A 14,948-nucleotide genomic window follows, 5' to 3' on the forward strand; every position below is an offset into this window, starting at 1 on the left:
CGGGGCGGCGGGCCCGAGCCTGACCGCGCCCCTGGCCCGGCTGACCCGGGACCGTTCCATGGCTTTCCCCAGTGGCACCAATGAACTTGGTGGCAATCCAATGATGTACGTCAACCTGTTCTGGGCGTGGGGCCACCCTGAGGTTTACATCCTGATCCTGCCGGCATTCGGCATCTTCTCGGAAGTGATCTCGGCGTTCACCGGCAAGATACTGTTCGGCCACCACTCGATGATCTACGCCTCGGGCGCGATCTCGGTACTGGGCTTCATGGTTTGGCTGCACCACTTCTTCACCCTGGGTTCGGGTGCCAGCGTCAACGCCTTCTTCGGTCTGGCGACGATGCTGATTTCCATCCCGACGGGTGTGAAGCTATTCAACTGGCTGTTCACCATCTACCAGGGTCGTCTGCGTTTCACCAGCCAGGTGCTGTGGACTCTGGGCTTCATGGTGACCTTCGCCATCGGCGGCATGACCGGCGTACTGCTGGCCATCCCGGGTGCTGACTTCGTGCTGCACAACAGCCTGTTCGTGATCGCGCACTTCCATAACGTGATCATCGGCGGTGCGGTATTCGGTTACATCGCAGGTTTCGCGTTCTACTTCCCGAAAGCGTTCGGCTTCAAGCTGCACGAAGGCTGGGGTAAAGCAGCGTTCTGGTTCTGGATCTCGGGCTTCTTCGTCGCCTTCATGCCGCTCTATGCACTGGGCTTCATGGGCATGACCCGTCGTCTGAACGCTACCACCAACCCTGAGTGGGTACCGTACCTGTACGTTGCCATGTTCGGTGCGGTGATGATCGCTGCCGGTATCGCCTGCCAACTGATTCAGCTGTACGTCAGTGTGCGTGACCGCAACAAGCCAGAGAACATTTGCGATCACGGTGACCCGTGGAATGCACACACTCTGGAATGGTCGACCTCGTCGCCACCACCGTTCTACAACTTCGCTGTGCTGCCTAAGGCTGACTGCATCGACCCGTTCACCGAAGCCAAGGAAAACGGTACTGCGTACCAGCAACCGGCCAAGTACGAGCCGATCCACATGCCGAACAACACCGCCACGGGCGTTGTGATGGGCGCGCTGTTGACCGTGTTCGGTTTCGCGATGATCTGGCACATCTGGTGGCTGGCGATCGCGAGCCTGGTAGGCACCGTCGTCTACTTCGTGATCCACGCTGCACGTGACGACCAGGGCTATATGGTTCCGGTTGAAACGATCGAACGTATCGAAGCCGAGCAGCACAAGCGTCTGGTCGCGGCAGGGAAAATCCCGGCCTCCGCCACCCGTGTTGAAACCTCGTTGGAACAGGCTTAAACCATGTCGAATTTAGTGACCAATGCTGGACACGCCCATGGTGAACATGGGCACGATGACCATCACCACGATTCGGGCGAGATGACCGTATACGGTTTCTGGCTCTACCTGATGACCGACTGCATTCTGTTTGCGTCGATCTTCGCGGTATACGCGGTACTGGTAAACAACGTTGCCGGTGGCCCAGCCGGCCACGACATCTTCGAACTGCCATACGTGCTGGGCGAAACCGCTCTGCTGTTGTTCAGTTCGATCACCTACGGCTTCGCCATGCTGGCGTTGTACAAGGGTAAAAAGCAGCAGGTTCTGGGTTGGTTGTTCATGACCTTCCTGCTGGGCGCTGGCTTTATCGCCATGGAGATCAACGAGTTCCACCTGCTGATCTCCGAGGGCTTCGGTCCTAGCCGCTCGGGCTTCCTGTCCGCGTTCTTCACCCTGGTCGGTACCCACGGTCTGCACGTTTCGGCGGGTCTGATCTGGATGGGCATCATGATGTACCAGGTCAACAAGCACGGCCTGACGGCGACCAACAAGACCCGTCTGAGCTGCCTGAGCCTGTTCTGGCACTTCCTGGACGTGGTGTGGATCTGCGTATTCACCGTTGTTTACCTGATGGGGACCCTGTAATGGCTAACGCACACTCCCATGACAGCCACGACGACGCCAGCCACGGCAGCGTCAAGTCCTACGCGATCGGCTTCATCCTGTCGGTGATCCTGACAGCTATCCCGTTTGCACTGGTCATGTACCCGTCGCTGCCAAAGTCGATCACCTTGATGATCGTCCTGGCATTCGCCGTGATCCAGGTGGTTGTCCACCTGGTGTACTTCCTGCACCTGGATCGCTCGGCTGCGCAACGTAACAACGTGATTGCCTTCGTGTTCGCCGCGATCGTGATTGTGCTGCTGGTTGGCCTGTCGCTGTGGATCATGTTCAGCATCCACACGTACATGATGGCGAAGTGAGGTAGTCCCGATGTCGCTCAAGCACTTTATCCAAATCACCAAACCGGGGATCATTTTCGGTAACGTGCTTTCTGTGGCAGGCGGGTTCTTCCTGGCCTCGAAAGGGCATGTCGATCTGGCGGTGTTTCTGGCTGCCATGATCGGTACATCCCTGGTAGTTGCCTCCGGTTGCGTGTTCAACAACTGCATCGACCGCGACATCGACCTGAAGATGGAACGCACCAAAAACCGCGTGCTGGTGCAGGGCTTGATCTCCCTGAAACTGGCACTGGTCTACGCGACCATCCTTGGTGTTCTCGGCGTTGCCTTGTTGTACAAGGTGGCCAATCCGTTGGCTGCCCTGTTCGCGGTAATCGGCTTCGTTATCTACGTCGGCTTCTACAGCCTGTACCTCAAGCGCAAGTCGGTTCACGGCACGCTGGTAGGCAGTCTGTCGGGCGCCATGCCGCCAGTGATCGGTTACGTTGCCGTAACCAATAGCTTCGACATGGCCGCGCTGACGTTGCTGGTGATGTTCAGCCTGTGGCAGATGCCGCATTCCTACGCCATCGCAATCTTCCGCTTCAACGATTACCTGGCCGCATCGATTCCGGTGTTGCCAGTGAAGCGCGGGATTCAAGTGGCCAAGAAGCACATCCTGCTCTACATCCTGGCGTTCCTCGTAGCGACCTTGATGCTGACCTTCAGCGGCTACGCCGGCATGAGCTACCTCGCCGTCGCCGCAGCCATGGGCATGTACTGGTTGTACATGGCCTGGACCGGCTACAAAGCAGTGGATGACACCGTCTGGGCACGCAAGCTGTTCGTGTTCTCGATCTTCACCATCACTGCCTTGAGCGTCATGATGTCCCTGGACTTCAAGGTGCCGGCAGAGTTGCTGCTGACGTACGCGCCGTAAGGCTGAAAGGCTTGAAGAAAAACCCCGCACATTGAGAGATGTGCGGGGTTTTTTGTTGGGTGGATTATGCTGATTTGATGTGCTGCCATTCGCGAGCAGGCTCGCTCCCACAGGGGGATATGTGATCGACGCAGATCAAATGTGGGAGCGAGCCTGCTCGCGAATCGCAACGTCACTGAATTTGCTGGGTTGGCGGTTGCAGACTTCCGGTAAACCCCATAGATTTGGATCCAACATGACAGTGATAGCGCCTTGTCATTTGCAAGTGCTCCACTGTCTCAACCTGCGTTTCTTCATGCATCGATCACAAGGCTGGGCGAAATGACTGAGAGGATGACCTGCGACGAGCGCTTTATTGCCTTGGCCCAAGAGCTGAACTACGACATTAATGGTGAGAACACCGCTGGCGGCAATTACGCGCCGCTGATCCGTCATCACGATGAGTTGTACATCAGCGGGATGGTGCCGCGCACTCACGGCAAGATTCAGTATCCCGGTCGTGTTGGGCTGGAGCTGAACCTCGAGGATGCTCAAGCCGCCGCGAGTATCAGTGCGATGCGTTGTCTGGCGCTGATTGTTGATGCGGTAGGTTCGCTGGACAAGATCAAGGCGTTGTTGCGGGTGACGGTGTATGTGAAGTCGACGCCGGACTTTGTTGACCTGAGTGAAGTGGCCAATGGTGCTTCGGATGTGTTCAGTCATGTGCTGGGTGATGCCGGTCGGCACACGCGCACCACGGTGGGGGTGTATCAGTTGCCGAAGAACGCGGCGATTGAGGTGGACATGATTGTGGCGTTGCATCCATCGGCCTGAGTCTGATTTCGCGAATTGCCCTCACCCTAGCCCTCCCGAAACGTCGAACCGCCCGTAGGGAGAGGGGACTGACCGAAGGGTTCTCAAAATAGACGCCGACCTGACAGATCGAGGCGATTGTGGATTCGGCACAGCACGTTCATTTCGGCGTACCTCTACAATATCCCCCAATCGGCCCCCTCTCCCTCGGGAGAGGGCTGGGCGGGCGGCGTTCCGATGAGGGGCCTCGGTGTAGGCCATCTCACTAAACCAAAGTCGAAAACAAAAAAAGCCCCGCACTGAATCCCTGTGCGGGGCTTTTTCGTCAGCGCTGAAAATTACTGCGCGGCGATGCTGTAGCCATCGAACGCGGTTTGCTGTTGCAGCGCGGTGATGATGTTCTTGCGGTTTACCGCCTGCTCGGTGCCGGCGTTATCAACGAAAACTTCGCTTTCCAGTTCCGCTTCTTCGCCTTCACCGACGAAGGTGAAACCGAGGAACTCCAGCGCTGCACGGTCAACGTTCAGGCGCGAACGCGGTGTGCGCATTGGCAGGGTCACGCTGCTGCCGTCCTTGCTGATGGTGAAGATTTCGACTTCTTTCTTCTTGGCGGTCTTGCTCTTGCCACCGCTCGGGTTGCTGATTGCCTGGTGGGTCTGATTCAGCACTTTGAGGGCGAGGCCGTAGACGATTTCCTGGAATGCCGGATCGTCCTTGAAGCTCGACAGGATACGGCCGATCGAGAACTTGCTGCTGAGGTCTTCAAGGGCCGCGAGGTCGGCGGCTTCGGCGTCTTTCAAAGACTTCAGTTCGCCCATCAGCTCGTAGGCCTTGTCGTCATCGAAGCTGTCGTGAGCCTGACGGATCGCGGCGCGCAGTTCGCGGATCTGGTCGCTCTCGCGGGTCGACTGGAACGCGTCCAGGACCATCTCGCTGATGATTTTGGCTTGTGGCAGGTGTTGTGAAAGATTGATGGAGTTTTCGTATTCCGCTTTGGACGATTCGGTGACTACGGATTCAGCGGTGTTGAAATCGGACATTGAAATTTCACTACTTTTTAACTTGAGTTGAGATGAGCAAGCCCGAGGGCTTTTTCAGGCCGACTAATTTAGGGGAGCGCGGCGGCGTTGTCACGGAGCAACGGGCCGGCGGTCTCAACTATTTGCCTGGGCTGTTCAAATTCATTGAACGCATCATCCACTGCTCGGCGGTTTGCTGATCCGTTGGCAGTGAGAAGCGGAACGTCGCGCCGCGCCCGCTGATGTCGAGCAACTGAATGTCTCGGCCATGCAATTGCAGGATGCGGTGCACGATGCGCAGACCCAACCCCCCGTCACGCCGTGCGCCGCCGATATTGAACGGGCGCAGGAACAAACCTTCGCGCAACTCGGGAGCGATACCGGGACCGGTGTCACTGACCGTGACATCAACCAAGGCGCCGCGAGGTGTCAGATCGAACTCGATCTCGCCGCCCTGAGGTGTATGACGCAACGCGTTGTCTACCAGATTGGTCAGTACCCGCTCGATCAGCCCGAGGTCGGCGCAGACCGTTGGCAGGTTCGGCACGAAATGGGCCTTGAGTTCGACCTGCCGTGCCTCCGCCGTCAGTTCGAATTTCTGAAAGATGTCCTGCACCAGATCGATTAGCGAAAAACGCTCCAGCACCGGTTGTACAAACCCGTGCTCCAGGCGCACCAGCTCCAGCAACGATTGCGCCAGCCCGCCGACCTTGCGGCTTTGATCAAGGGCGATGCCCAGATAGCGCCGACGCTCTTCTGGCGACAACGTCGCGTCCTTCAGCGACAGGGTTTCCAGATAACCATGCAGCGAGGCCATTGGCGTGCGCAGGTCGTGAGAGATGTTCGCCACCAGTTCGCGGCGCTCCTGATCCTGGCGGGTCAATGAGCGCCATTGTTCGCCGAGGCGGTTCTGCATCTGCCGGAACGCCGCGTCGAGGACCGCGATTTCATCCGGGTCGGCTGATTTATCCACAGGTGCCGGGACCGGTTGCGGCGCGCCATCGATGTCAAAACGGCTGACCGTTTCGGTGAGTCGCCGCAACGGCCGGGTAATCAGATTGAACGCCGTGAGGCCGGCAATCAGGCACAGCAAGGCAACCAGCCCGATCGACAGCAGCGCGGTGTTCAGCGCGGCACTGGTCGCCCCGCGCTCGGCGTAGCGGTCATGTGCTTCGCTGAGCAGCACCACGTACAGATAACCGGCGGCTTTGCCGTTGACCTGCAGCGGGGCGGCGCTGAACACCTTGCGCCCATCGACGCTGCGCGGATCGTCACCGAGAATCGGCAACGGCTGATCGTTGAGCAATTGGCGAATGGGCGCCAGATCGACCTGCTGACGACGCATGCGGCCTTCGGGGGCGGCATTACCGACAATGCGCCCCTCGGTGTCGAGCAGATACACCTCGACACTCGGGTTGACCAGCATCAACTGGCTGAACAGTTCGCGCACCGCTCCGGGCATCAGACCGTTACTGTCCATCAGCACCGTGTCGTGGGCGATGTGTTGTGCCAGATCCCGTGACAAACCCTGCACCACTTCCAGTTCATGCATCTGGCTGGAGCGTACTTGCAGCCATGCCGACGTGCCGCAGCACACCAGCAACAGCACGGCGAAAACCAGCGACAGGCGCTGCGTCAGGGTCAGTTTCATGGCTGCTCGGTACCGAATTTATAACCACGGCCCCACACCGTGAGAATTCGCGAGGGCTGTGCCGGATCCTTTTCGATCTTCGCCCGCAGGCGGTTGATGTGGGTGTTGACCGTGTGTTCGTAACCCTCGTGGCTGTAGCCCCAGACAGCGTTGAGCAGATCCATGCGCGAGAACACCTTGCCCGGTTGGCGCGCGAAGAAATACAGCAGGTCGAACTCCCGTGGCGTCAGGTCCAGACGTTGACCGTCGAGGCTGACGTCGCGGGTGATCGGATCGATGTTCAGGCCATCGAGACTGAGGCTGCCGGCGTCCATCTTCAGATTGCGCGCCATGGCATCGACCCGGCGCAACAGGGCTTTGACCCGCGCCACCAGTTCGAGCATGGAAAACGGTTTGGCGAGGTAATCGTCGGCCCCCAGTTCGAGGCCGAGAATCCGGTGCAGTTCGCTGGAGCGGGCACTGGTGATGATGATCGGTGTGTAACGGGCCATGGCGCGGGCCCGGCGGCAGATTTCCAGACCGTCCACCCCCGGCAACATCAGGTCGAGGATCAGTGCGTCCCAGTGACCTTGCTGTAGCAGGCGCATGCCTTCGTCGCCGTCGGCGCTGTGGGTCACGTCGAATTGCTCATCGCGCAAATGCAGGCAAATGAGGTCGGCGATGTGCAGGTCGTCCTCGACCACGAGAACGCGTTTGGTCTGTTCCATGAAGCTCAATCCTTCGGCGCAGTGACGCGCATTGTGCGGGTTTTCCTGCGGGTGAGTTATCACGAATTCGTTAACTTCCCGTGAGGATTTGGCGATCAAACCAAGCCTAGGCTGTGTTCCATGAAAGGCATCTGGAATTTTTGGAGACGGCCATGTTTTCACGGCGACAGATTCTGTTAGCGGGCGGCGGGCTAGGGGTTGCAGCCTTGGTGGCGGGTGTATTGCCAAAATTGTCGACTGGCGCTGCGCTGGTCAGTGAGGCGCGCGCCGACGAGGCGTTCGAAGTGACTCACAGCGACAGTCAATGGCACGCGCTCCTGAGTGACGAGCAGTATCAGGTCCTGCGTGAAGAGGGCACTGAGCGGGCCTATACCAGCCCGCTCAACGACGAGCATCGCGTCGGTACATTTGCCTGCGCCGGGTGTGATCTGGCGCTGTTTTCTTCCGCAACAAAATTCGATAGCCGCACCGGCTGGCCGAGTTTCTGGGCGCCGCTGGAGCATGCGGTGGCGACACACCAGGATCGCTCTTTCGGCATGTCCCGCGACGAGGTTCATTGTCGACGCTGCGGTGGTCATCTGGGCCATGTCTTCGATGATGGCCCCAAGCCTACCGGCCTGCGTTACTGCATGAACGGTCTGGCGATGACCTTCAAAGCCGTGGCGGCTTGAGCCATGACGCGTAAGCGCACTTCATTTCAGACAGGACGAATTTATGTGGCTCTTGGTTCTCGCTTATCTCGGTGGTGTGCTGACGATTGTCAGCCCGTGCATCCTGCCGGTTTTGCCTTTTGTCTTCGCTCGCACCGGGCAGCCGTTTATCAAGAGTGGCTTGCCGCTGTTGGCGGGGATGGCCGTGACCTTCGCGCTCGTCGCCTCGTTGGCGGCGGTGGGCGGCGGCTGGGTGGTGCAAGTCAATCAGTACGGGCGCTGGCTCGCGTTGCTGTTCGTTGCCCTGTTCGGACTGACCTTGTTGCTGCCGCGTGTGGCCGAACGGCTGACCCGGCCACTGGTCTCCGCCGGCAGTCGTTTGTCGGAGGCCGCCGGGCAGGACAATCGCCCGCGTCCCGGCGCTTCGTTTCTGATCGGCGTCGCCACGGGGCTGCTCTGGGCGCCATGCGCCGGGCCGATTCTCGGGCTGATTCTGACCGGTGCCGCACTGCAAGGGGCAAGCGTCGCCACCACGCTGTTATTGCTCGCCTATGCGGCGGGCGCCGCTACCTCGCTGGCCGCGGCACTGCTGCTGGGCGGTAAGGTTTTCGCGCTGATGAAACGTTCGATCGGTACCGGTGAGTGGATTCGCCGGGGGCTGGGCGCGGCGATGCTGGCCGGTGTTGCTGCGATTGCGCTGGGCCTCGATACCGGGATTCTCGCTCGGGTTTCGACGGCGTCCACTGGCGGCCTGGAGCAGGCGCTGGTTGGCAAACTGTCGGGTAAGTCTGCCGATGCCAACGGCACGATGATGGCGCAGATTCCAGCCTCTGACACCGCCGCAAATGGCAGCATGATGGCGGCTGGCGGAGCGATGAAAATGGCTGCGAAGGCACCGGGCACCTTGCCGGTAGAAGGCCAGCTGCCGTCACTGGACGGCGCCGTGCAATGGCTCAACTCGCCAGCGCTGGATGCGCAGGCATTGAAGGGCAAAGTGGTGCTGGTGGATTTCTGGACTTACTCCTGCATCAACTGCCTGCGCACCTTGCCGTATGTCAAAGCCTGGGCTGAGAAGTATCGCGATCAAGGCCTTGTGGTCATCGGTGTGCACGCGCCGGAATTCGCCTTCGAACGCGATGTCGGCAACGTCAGCAAAGCCATGAAAGAGCTGGGCATCAATTACCCGGTGGCCATCGATAACGATTACAAGATCTGGCGCGCCTTCAACAACGAGTACTGGCCAGCGCATTACTTTGCCGACGCCCAGGGACGCATTCGTTACCACCACTTTGGCGAAGGGGACTACGCCGAATCGGAACGTGTCATACAGCAACTATTGCACGAAGCCGGGGCGAAAACCGTGGCCGATGGCTTGATCAATGCCGACGCCAAAGGCGTGCAACTGGCGCCGGACATGAACGAAGTGCAGTCGCCGGAAACTTACGTCGGCTATCAGCGTGCGGAACATTTCGTCGCCCAGAACAACCTGGAGCCTGACAAGAGCGCAGCCTACAACCCGCCGCAGAAGCTGGCCCTGAACGACTGGAGCCTCGGCGGCCAATGGGCGGTCGGTGCCGAACGCGCCACCGCCAGCGCCCCGGCCAGTCGCATCGTCTATCGCTTCCATGCCCGTGACCTGCACCTGGTGCTCGGCCCGGGCGCGGATGGCAAACCAGTGCGCTTCAAAGTCACGATTGACGGTCAGGCGCCGGGCGATGCGCATGGCGTCGATGTCGCCCCTGACGGCACCGGACGCGTCACCGAACAACGCCTGTATCAACTGGTGCGACAGAACGATGGCGTGAAGGATCGAACCTTCAGCATCGAGTTTCTCGACCCGGGCGTCTCGGCCTATGCCTTTACCTTCGGTTGATCAGGAGTCATTGAAATGAAAATCACATGGCGTCGCATGTTGTTGGGAGTTGCAGTGGCCGGAGTGATTGGCCAGGTTTCGGCGTTCTCGTTTGGTGGTGAGGATGCCGTCGTGATCCCGCCACCGACCCTCGACGAAATCACTCAGGCGCACAGCGAAACCGCCGTGTTCGCCGGTGGCTGCTTCTGGGGTGTGCAGGGTGTTTTTCAGCATGTCAAAGGGGTGCAGAAAGCTGTCTCGGGTTACGCTGGTGGCGCAGCCAACACGGCGGAATATGAGCGCGTCAGCGAAGGCGATACCGGCCACGCCGAGTCAGTGCAGGTCACCTTCGACCCGACCCAGGTGAGCTATGGCAGCCTGTTGCAAATCTACTTTTCGGTAGCGCACAACCCTACTGAACTCAATCGCCAAGGCCCGGACAGCGGCACGCAATATCGTTCGGCACTGTTCCCGGTCAACGCCGATCAGCAGAAGGTCGCGCAGGCCTACATCGCCCAGCTGGATGCGGCTCATGCCTACAGCAAACCCATCGTCACCAAACTGGAAAGCTACAACGGCTTCTATCCTGCGGAGGATTACCACCAGGATTTTCTGACCGAGCATCCGAGCTATCCCTACATCGTGATCAACGACATGCCGAAGGTGGCGAACTTGAAGCAGGTGTTCGCACAGCGTTATCAGGAAAAACCGGTGTTGGTGAAGGACGGGTCTTGATCAAGGCTCGTTACTTGAGCCTCGTTCGCTCCATGGCAATCACTGACGTCTCGAGACCCAGGGTGGCAAAAAATGCCTCAGCCCCTTCGCCCAACTCCCTGTCGGCCCTTCACTGATCGTAGTTCAAGTGCATTGCGCGCTAGGACCGACCCCACGTCTGCATCGCAAATTCAACAAATCGACGCAGCTTCGGCAAGCGATAGCGATCCGGTGCATAAAGCAGATGCAGAGGGCGGCTGGGCGGTTGGTAGTCGTGGATGACCTTCACCAGTTTGCCGTCGCGCAAGTCTTGTTCAACGAGAGCGTCGGGCAGCATCACGATGCCCATTCCGGTACGTGCAGCTTGATGCAGACCGGCTGAGGTATTCATCAACATGGGGCCACTGACATCGACCATGATTTCGCCGTCCGGCCCGCCGAGGCGCCAGCGTTTTTCCACCGATTGCCAGTCATCGCCGGCCGGATAGGCGAATGACAGGCAATCATGTTGCTGCAGGTCTTCCGGGGTTTTCGGCATGCCGCGTCGCGCCACGTACTCCGGAGAGGCGCAGACGGTCAGGGTGTAATCGATCAACGGACGAGCGATCAGATTCGATTGCTCGAAATGACCGAGCCTGAACGCCACATCAAGACCGCTTTCGAGCAGATCCGGGCGACTGTTGGTCAGTACCACGTCCATTTTGACTTGCGGGTATTGCAGGGAAAACTCGCTGAGCGCCGGGGCCAGGCGTTCGACGCCAAAGGTCAGCGGCGCGGTGATACGCAGCAGGCCGCGCGGCTCATCGAGGGCTTGTTCGGCAAGGCGTTCAGAGTCCGCCACCAGACCCAACACGTCCAGGCAGCGAAGGTAGTAAACGCTGCCAAACTCGGTCAGTCGCTGACGTCGGGTGGTGCGTTGCAGCAGTTGTACGCCGAGCCGTTGTTCGAGCGCCCGCAGGTGATTGCCGACCATGGTTGTCGACATGTCGCACTGCAACGCTGCCGCCGTCATGCTCCCGGCTTCGACGACTTTGACGTAAACACCCATCGACTGAAACAGGTCCATTATCAAGCTCTGCTTTTAAATGATTGAAGTTTTGCCGAGTTTATCCAGTTCGGGTGGCTAACCATACTGCCAGCACACCGACCTTCACTGGAGTTTGAAGTCATGACCGCCGCCCTGATGAACACCTACCAACCGTTGGCCCTGAGTTTCACCAAGGGTCTGGGCACTCGCCTGTGGGATCAGGGCGGTCGCGAGTATCTGGATGCGGTCGCCGGTGTCGCGGTGACCAATGTCGGTCACTCGCATCCGCGAATCGTTGCGGCGATCAGCGAGCAGGCGGGATTGCTGCTGCACACGTCGAATCTGTACAGCATCGACTGGCAGCAACAACTGGCCAAACGGCTGACGGAGCTGTCGGGGATGGAGCGTGCGTTCTTCAATAACTCGGGTGCCGAGGCCAACGAAACGGCGCTGAAACTCGCGCGTTTGTATGGCTGGCGCAAAGGTATCGAGCAGCCGTTGGTGGTGGTCATGGCCAACGCTTTTCATGGGCGCACGCTCGGCACGTTGTCGGCCAGTGATGGCCCGGCGGTGCGCCTGGGTTTCAACGAATTGCCGGGGGATTTCCTCAAAGTGCCGTTTGGTGATCTGGCTGCGCTGGAGCAGATGCAGGACAAACATGGCGAGCGCATCGTGGCGATTCTGGTTGAGCCAATCCAGGGCGAAAGTGGCGTGCAACTGGCGCCACCCGGTTACCTGAAGGCCCTGCGCGAATTGTGCAATCGCCACGCCTGGCTCTTGTTGCTCGATGAAATCCAGACCGGAATCGGCCGCACGGGGCGCTGGTTTGCGTTTCAGCACGAAGGCATCGTGCCGGACGTCATGACGCTGGCAAAAGGGCTGGGCAATGGTGTGCCGATCGGCGCGTGTCTGGCGCGGGGCCGGGCGGCGGATCTGTTTACGCCGGGCAGCCATGGCAGCACCTTTGGCGGTAATCCGTTGGCCTGCCGGGTCGGTTGCACGGTACTGGATATCATCGAAGAACAGGGTTTGCTGGAAAACGCGCGGATTCAAGGTCAGCGCCTGCTGACTCGCCTGCATGCAGAACTGGCGGATAACCCCAATGTGCTGGCGATTCGAGGGCAGGGTTTGATGATTGGTATCGAGTTGAAGCAACCCGTGCGTGATCTGACACTGATCGCTGCACGCGATCATGCGCTGTTGATCAACGTCACGCGTGGCAAGACCATACGGCTGCTGCCACCGCTGACGATTGATGAGCGGGAGGTGGAGATGATTGCTCGAGGTGTGGGGCGAGCACTGATCGCGCATTGACGGGTATCCGATAATCCCTGTGGGAGCGGGCTTGCTCGCGAACGCGTCGTGACAGTCGGCATTAATGTTTAATGCTCGACCGCATTCGCGAGCAAGCTCGCTCCCACACGGGCAGTGCTCAATCCGGATAATCCGCCAGATCCGGCGCCAGCATCCGCGTCTTCGCTGCGCCATTGGCGTTGTGCTGAATGATCTCCCGGGGCTGCCCCTGCTCATTGAAAAACACCTGGCCGATTCCCGCCGAATTCCACAAGCGTTCGCCCGCCTCAGCATGCTCCGGCCGGTACGGCACGATGCGCATCAGCCGGCGTTTGGTAAACCAGTTCAGCGGTGAGCGCGGCGAATAGAGCCAGCGATTGAGGCGGTCGAACCATTCCAGCAGGGTTTTCGGAAACTCGTTCTTGATGCCGCTGCTGGTGATCTGCCAGATTCGTGGGCCGGCCTTGCGGTGTCGGATAAGGACTTCGTAGACGAAGGAATAATGCACATCGCCGGACAGCACCACGTAGTTACCAGGTGTGCGCGAGTGGCGGAAAATATTCAGGATCACCTGCGCTGCGCCGCGATGAGCCATCCAGTTTTCCGCATCGACCAGCAGCGGATAACCGCACCAACTGAACACCTTTTGCACCGTTTCAATCAGCTTCACGCCGAAGATCGGCGCCGGTGAAACGATGATCGCTGACGGGTGATCGAGCAGTTCCTGTTGCAGTTCGCTCAGCGCTTCCCAATCGAGCAGTCCGGAAGGTTGTTTGAGCGTCATTTCGCTGCGCCAGCGCCGGGTGCGGGTGTCGATGACCACCAGTGCCGTACTGCTCGGCAAAACGAAATGCCAATTTTGAAAGCGCAGCAGGTCGTCGATCAAATCGTCCTGCAACGGGCGGTCGAGATACTGGTCATCACCGCTGGCGCTCAGCCCCAGGGTTTTCACCAATACCTCCTTGAAGACGTCGGGATTGTTGCCCCAGCCCTGGCACAACATATAGGCGATCAGCGCGTTGCCGATGATGCGCCGGGAGAACGGATGACCGTAGGCCGTTTCCTCCCATTGCGCGGAAAGGTTCCAGTCATCGGTGATGTCGTGATCGTCGAAAATCATCAGGCTCGGCAGATGCGCCAATGCCCGGGCAACATTACCGAGGCCGGACTTGAAGGCATCAATCCGCGTCTGTTCAAGGCTGTAGCGCTTGAGACGTTCAGGTGTCAGGGCCGGCGCTGTCGGCTTGACCAGTGACCATGCCATCGGCGACCACACCAGCATGTACATGGCGATGACCTCGGCGAAGGTCACCAGGTGATTGTCGGCGCTGCTGCTGGTGAAAATCGGCTTACGCGCACCGCCGAAAAATCGCTCGCGCAATGTCTCGTTGCTCTCCAGCGCCGGTAACAAATCCGCACGGTGGTAGTAGCTGGCCGGGTGTTCGTAGAGTTTGGCGCTGTCGCTGACCACCGCACCGTCGAGGTGTTCGTCGAACAGGCCGAGGCGCGCGATCAAGGCATGAATTGCCCGGAGCATCGGGCCGGCGACGTCATCGGCGTAAACCTGATCGCCGCTCATCATCAACAGGGCTGGGCGCTGGCGCGGATCGGACTCGTCGGCCAACAGTTGATCGACGCAAAGCAGGCCATCCGCCGCCGGGTGATGCGGCTTGCGACAGGAGCCGTGAAGCAGTTGATCAATCCGCGAACGCAGGACGAAGTTCGGGCAAGTGGCATTCGCATACAGCAAGTGTGGCGCCCAATCGGCGATGCGTTGCTGGTTATCGATGAGCAAGTCGTAGTCGATAAAGGTGTCGAAGGGCAGGGCGCTTTCGAGACTGACATCGATGAGATGAATGAACGCCTGACGGCCTACGGCAATGACCGTGCATTTCCCGCCATCAAGAGGGATATCGCCTACACCTTGCAGACGCAAGGTCAGCGACAGTTCGCGCGTGCCAACCAGCCACAGCACCAGTCGCGTGGGCTCCAGCCGGCGCAGCAGCGGGCCGGCCACAACCGGAGGCAGCGAATTCAGGTCATCAGGTTGGGTGGACATCCGGGA

The 14,948-nt window shown here is 59.4% G+C and carries 14 protein-coding genes and 1 pseudogene; 9 read left to right on the plus strand and 6 right to left on the minus strand.

Annotated features, from left to right (window positions below):
• The 5 genes from ACIPZE_RS27490 to ACIPZE_RS27510 form a co-directional block, all read left to right on the plus strand.
• A partial coding sequence (locus ACIPZE_RS27490; protein WP_400776533.1) for a cbb3-type cytochrome c oxidase subunit I occupies nt 1-1,315 on the plus strand: 1,315 nt, incomplete at its 5' end.
• A 3-nt stretch (nt 1,316-1,318) separates the two neighbouring features.
• Nucleotides 1,319-1,942 (plus strand): cytochrome o ubiquinol oxidase subunit III, encoded by a 624-nt coding sequence (gene cyoC, locus ACIPZE_RS27495; protein WP_129395410.1) that lies wholly within the window; start codon nt 1,319-1,321, stop codon nt 1,940-1,942.
• The gene (cyoD, locus tag ACIPZE_RS27500; protein ID WP_129395409.1) at nt 1,942-2,280 is read left to right on the plus strand and encodes a cytochrome o ubiquinol oxidase subunit IV; all 339 of its coding nucleotides are present in this window, start codon (nt 1,942-1,944) and stop codon (nt 2,278-2,280) included. Before cyoC ends, cyoD begins: the two co-directional genes overlap by 1 nt.
• A 10-nt stretch (nt 2,281-2,290) precedes the next feature.
• Nucleotides 2,291-3,178, plus strand: a complete 888-nt coding sequence (gene cyoE / locus ACIPZE_RS27505; RefSeq protein ID WP_053123579.1) for a heme o synthase — start codon at nt 2,291-2,293, stop codon at nt 3,176-3,178.
• 321 nt (nt 3,179-3,499) lie between these two features.
• Complete coding sequence (locus ACIPZE_RS27510) at nt 3,500-3,991, plus strand: RidA family protein (RefSeq protein WP_283439394.1); 492 nt, start codon at nt 3,500-3,502, stop codon at nt 3,989-3,991.
• A gap of 317 nt (nt 3,992-4,308) precedes the next feature.
• Here ACIPZE_RS27510 and ACIPZE_RS27515 read toward each other — a convergent pair whose 3' ends face one another.
• The 3 genes from ACIPZE_RS27515 to ACIPZE_RS27525 form a co-directional block, all read right to left on the minus strand.
• Nucleotides 4,309-5,010, minus strand: coding sequence for a hypothetical protein (locus ACIPZE_RS27515; protein ID WP_400776535.1), 702 nt, complete (start codon nt 5,008-5,010; stop codon nt 4,309-4,311).
• A 118-nt stretch (nt 5,011-5,128) separates the two neighbouring features.
• Nucleotides 5,129-6,640 carry an ATP-binding protein gene (locus ACIPZE_RS27520; RefSeq protein ID WP_400776538.1) on the minus strand — a complete coding sequence of 504 codons (1,512 nt, stop codon included), beginning with the start codon at nt 6,638-6,640 and terminating at the stop codon, nt 5,129-5,131.
• Entirely contained in the window at nt 6,637-7,347 is a 711-nt protein-coding gene (locus tag ACIPZE_RS27525; protein ID WP_283439391.1) for a response regulator transcription factor, read from the minus strand. Before ACIPZE_RS27525 ends, ACIPZE_RS27520 begins: the two co-directional genes overlap by 4 nt.
• A 152-nt stretch (nt 7,348-7,499) precedes the next feature.
• On the opposite strand from ACIPZE_RS27525, the gene msrB reads away from it, so the two are divergent.
• The 3 genes from msrB to msrA are packed head-to-tail and all read left to right on the plus strand — an operon-like array spanning nt 7,500 to nt 10,584.
• Nucleotides 7,500-8,018 carry a peptide-methionine (R)-S-oxide reductase MsrB gene (gene msrB, locus ACIPZE_RS27530; protein ID WP_400776540.1) on the plus strand — a complete coding sequence of 173 codons (519 nt, stop codon included), beginning with the start codon at nt 7,500-7,502 and terminating at the stop codon, nt 8,016-8,018.
• Nucleotides 8,019-8,061: 43 nt separating this feature from the next.
• The gene (locus ACIPZE_RS27535) at nt 8,062-9,870 is read left to right on the plus strand and encodes a cytochrome c biogenesis protein DipZ (protein ID WP_400776543.1); all 1,809 of its coding nucleotides are present in this window, start codon (nt 8,062-8,064) and stop codon (nt 9,868-9,870) included.
• 15 nt (nt 9,871-9,885) lie between these two features.
• Nucleotides 9,886-10,584, plus strand: a complete 699-nt coding sequence (gene msrA, locus ACIPZE_RS27540; RefSeq protein ID WP_400776544.1) for a peptide-methionine (S)-S-oxide reductase MsrA — start codon at nt 9,886-9,888, stop codon at nt 10,582-10,584.
• Nucleotides 10,585-10,594: 10 nt separating this feature from the next.
• Here the strand turns inward: msrA and ACIPZE_RS27545 are convergent.
• Nucleotides 10,595-10,672 (minus strand): annotated as a pseudogene (locus ACIPZE_RS27545) (N-acetyltransferase); the annotation flags it as partial.
• A 51-nt stretch (nt 10,673-10,723) separates the two neighbouring features.
• Complete coding sequence (locus ACIPZE_RS27550) at nt 10,724-11,629, minus strand: LysR family transcriptional regulator (RefSeq protein ID WP_129395399.1); 906 nt, start codon at nt 11,627-11,629, stop codon at nt 10,724-10,726.
• 102 nt (nt 11,630-11,731) lie between these two features.
• Here ACIPZE_RS27550 and ACIPZE_RS27555 point away from each other — a divergent pair, with 102 nt between their 5' ends.
• Complete coding sequence (locus ACIPZE_RS27555; protein ID WP_400776546.1) at nt 11,732-12,904, plus strand: aspartate aminotransferase family protein; 1,173 nt, start codon at nt 11,732-11,734, stop codon at nt 12,902-12,904.
• Between the two features lie 118 nt (nt 12,905-13,022).
• Here the strand turns inward: ACIPZE_RS27555 and ACIPZE_RS27560 are convergent, their stop codons facing one another.
• Nucleotides 13,023-14,942 carry an alkaline phosphatase D family protein gene (locus ACIPZE_RS27560; RefSeq protein ID WP_400776549.1) on the minus strand — a complete coding sequence of 640 codons (1,920 nt, stop codon included), beginning with the start codon at nt 14,940-14,942 and terminating at the stop codon, nt 13,023-13,025.
• Nucleotides 14,943-14,948 lie beyond the last annotated feature (6 nt).

The organism is Pseudomonas sp. NPDC089741 (assembly GCF_044748825.1).
GTDB lineage: Bacteria > Pseudomonadota > Gammaproteobacteria > Pseudomonadales > Pseudomonadaceae > Aquipseudomonas > Aquipseudomonas helmanticensis.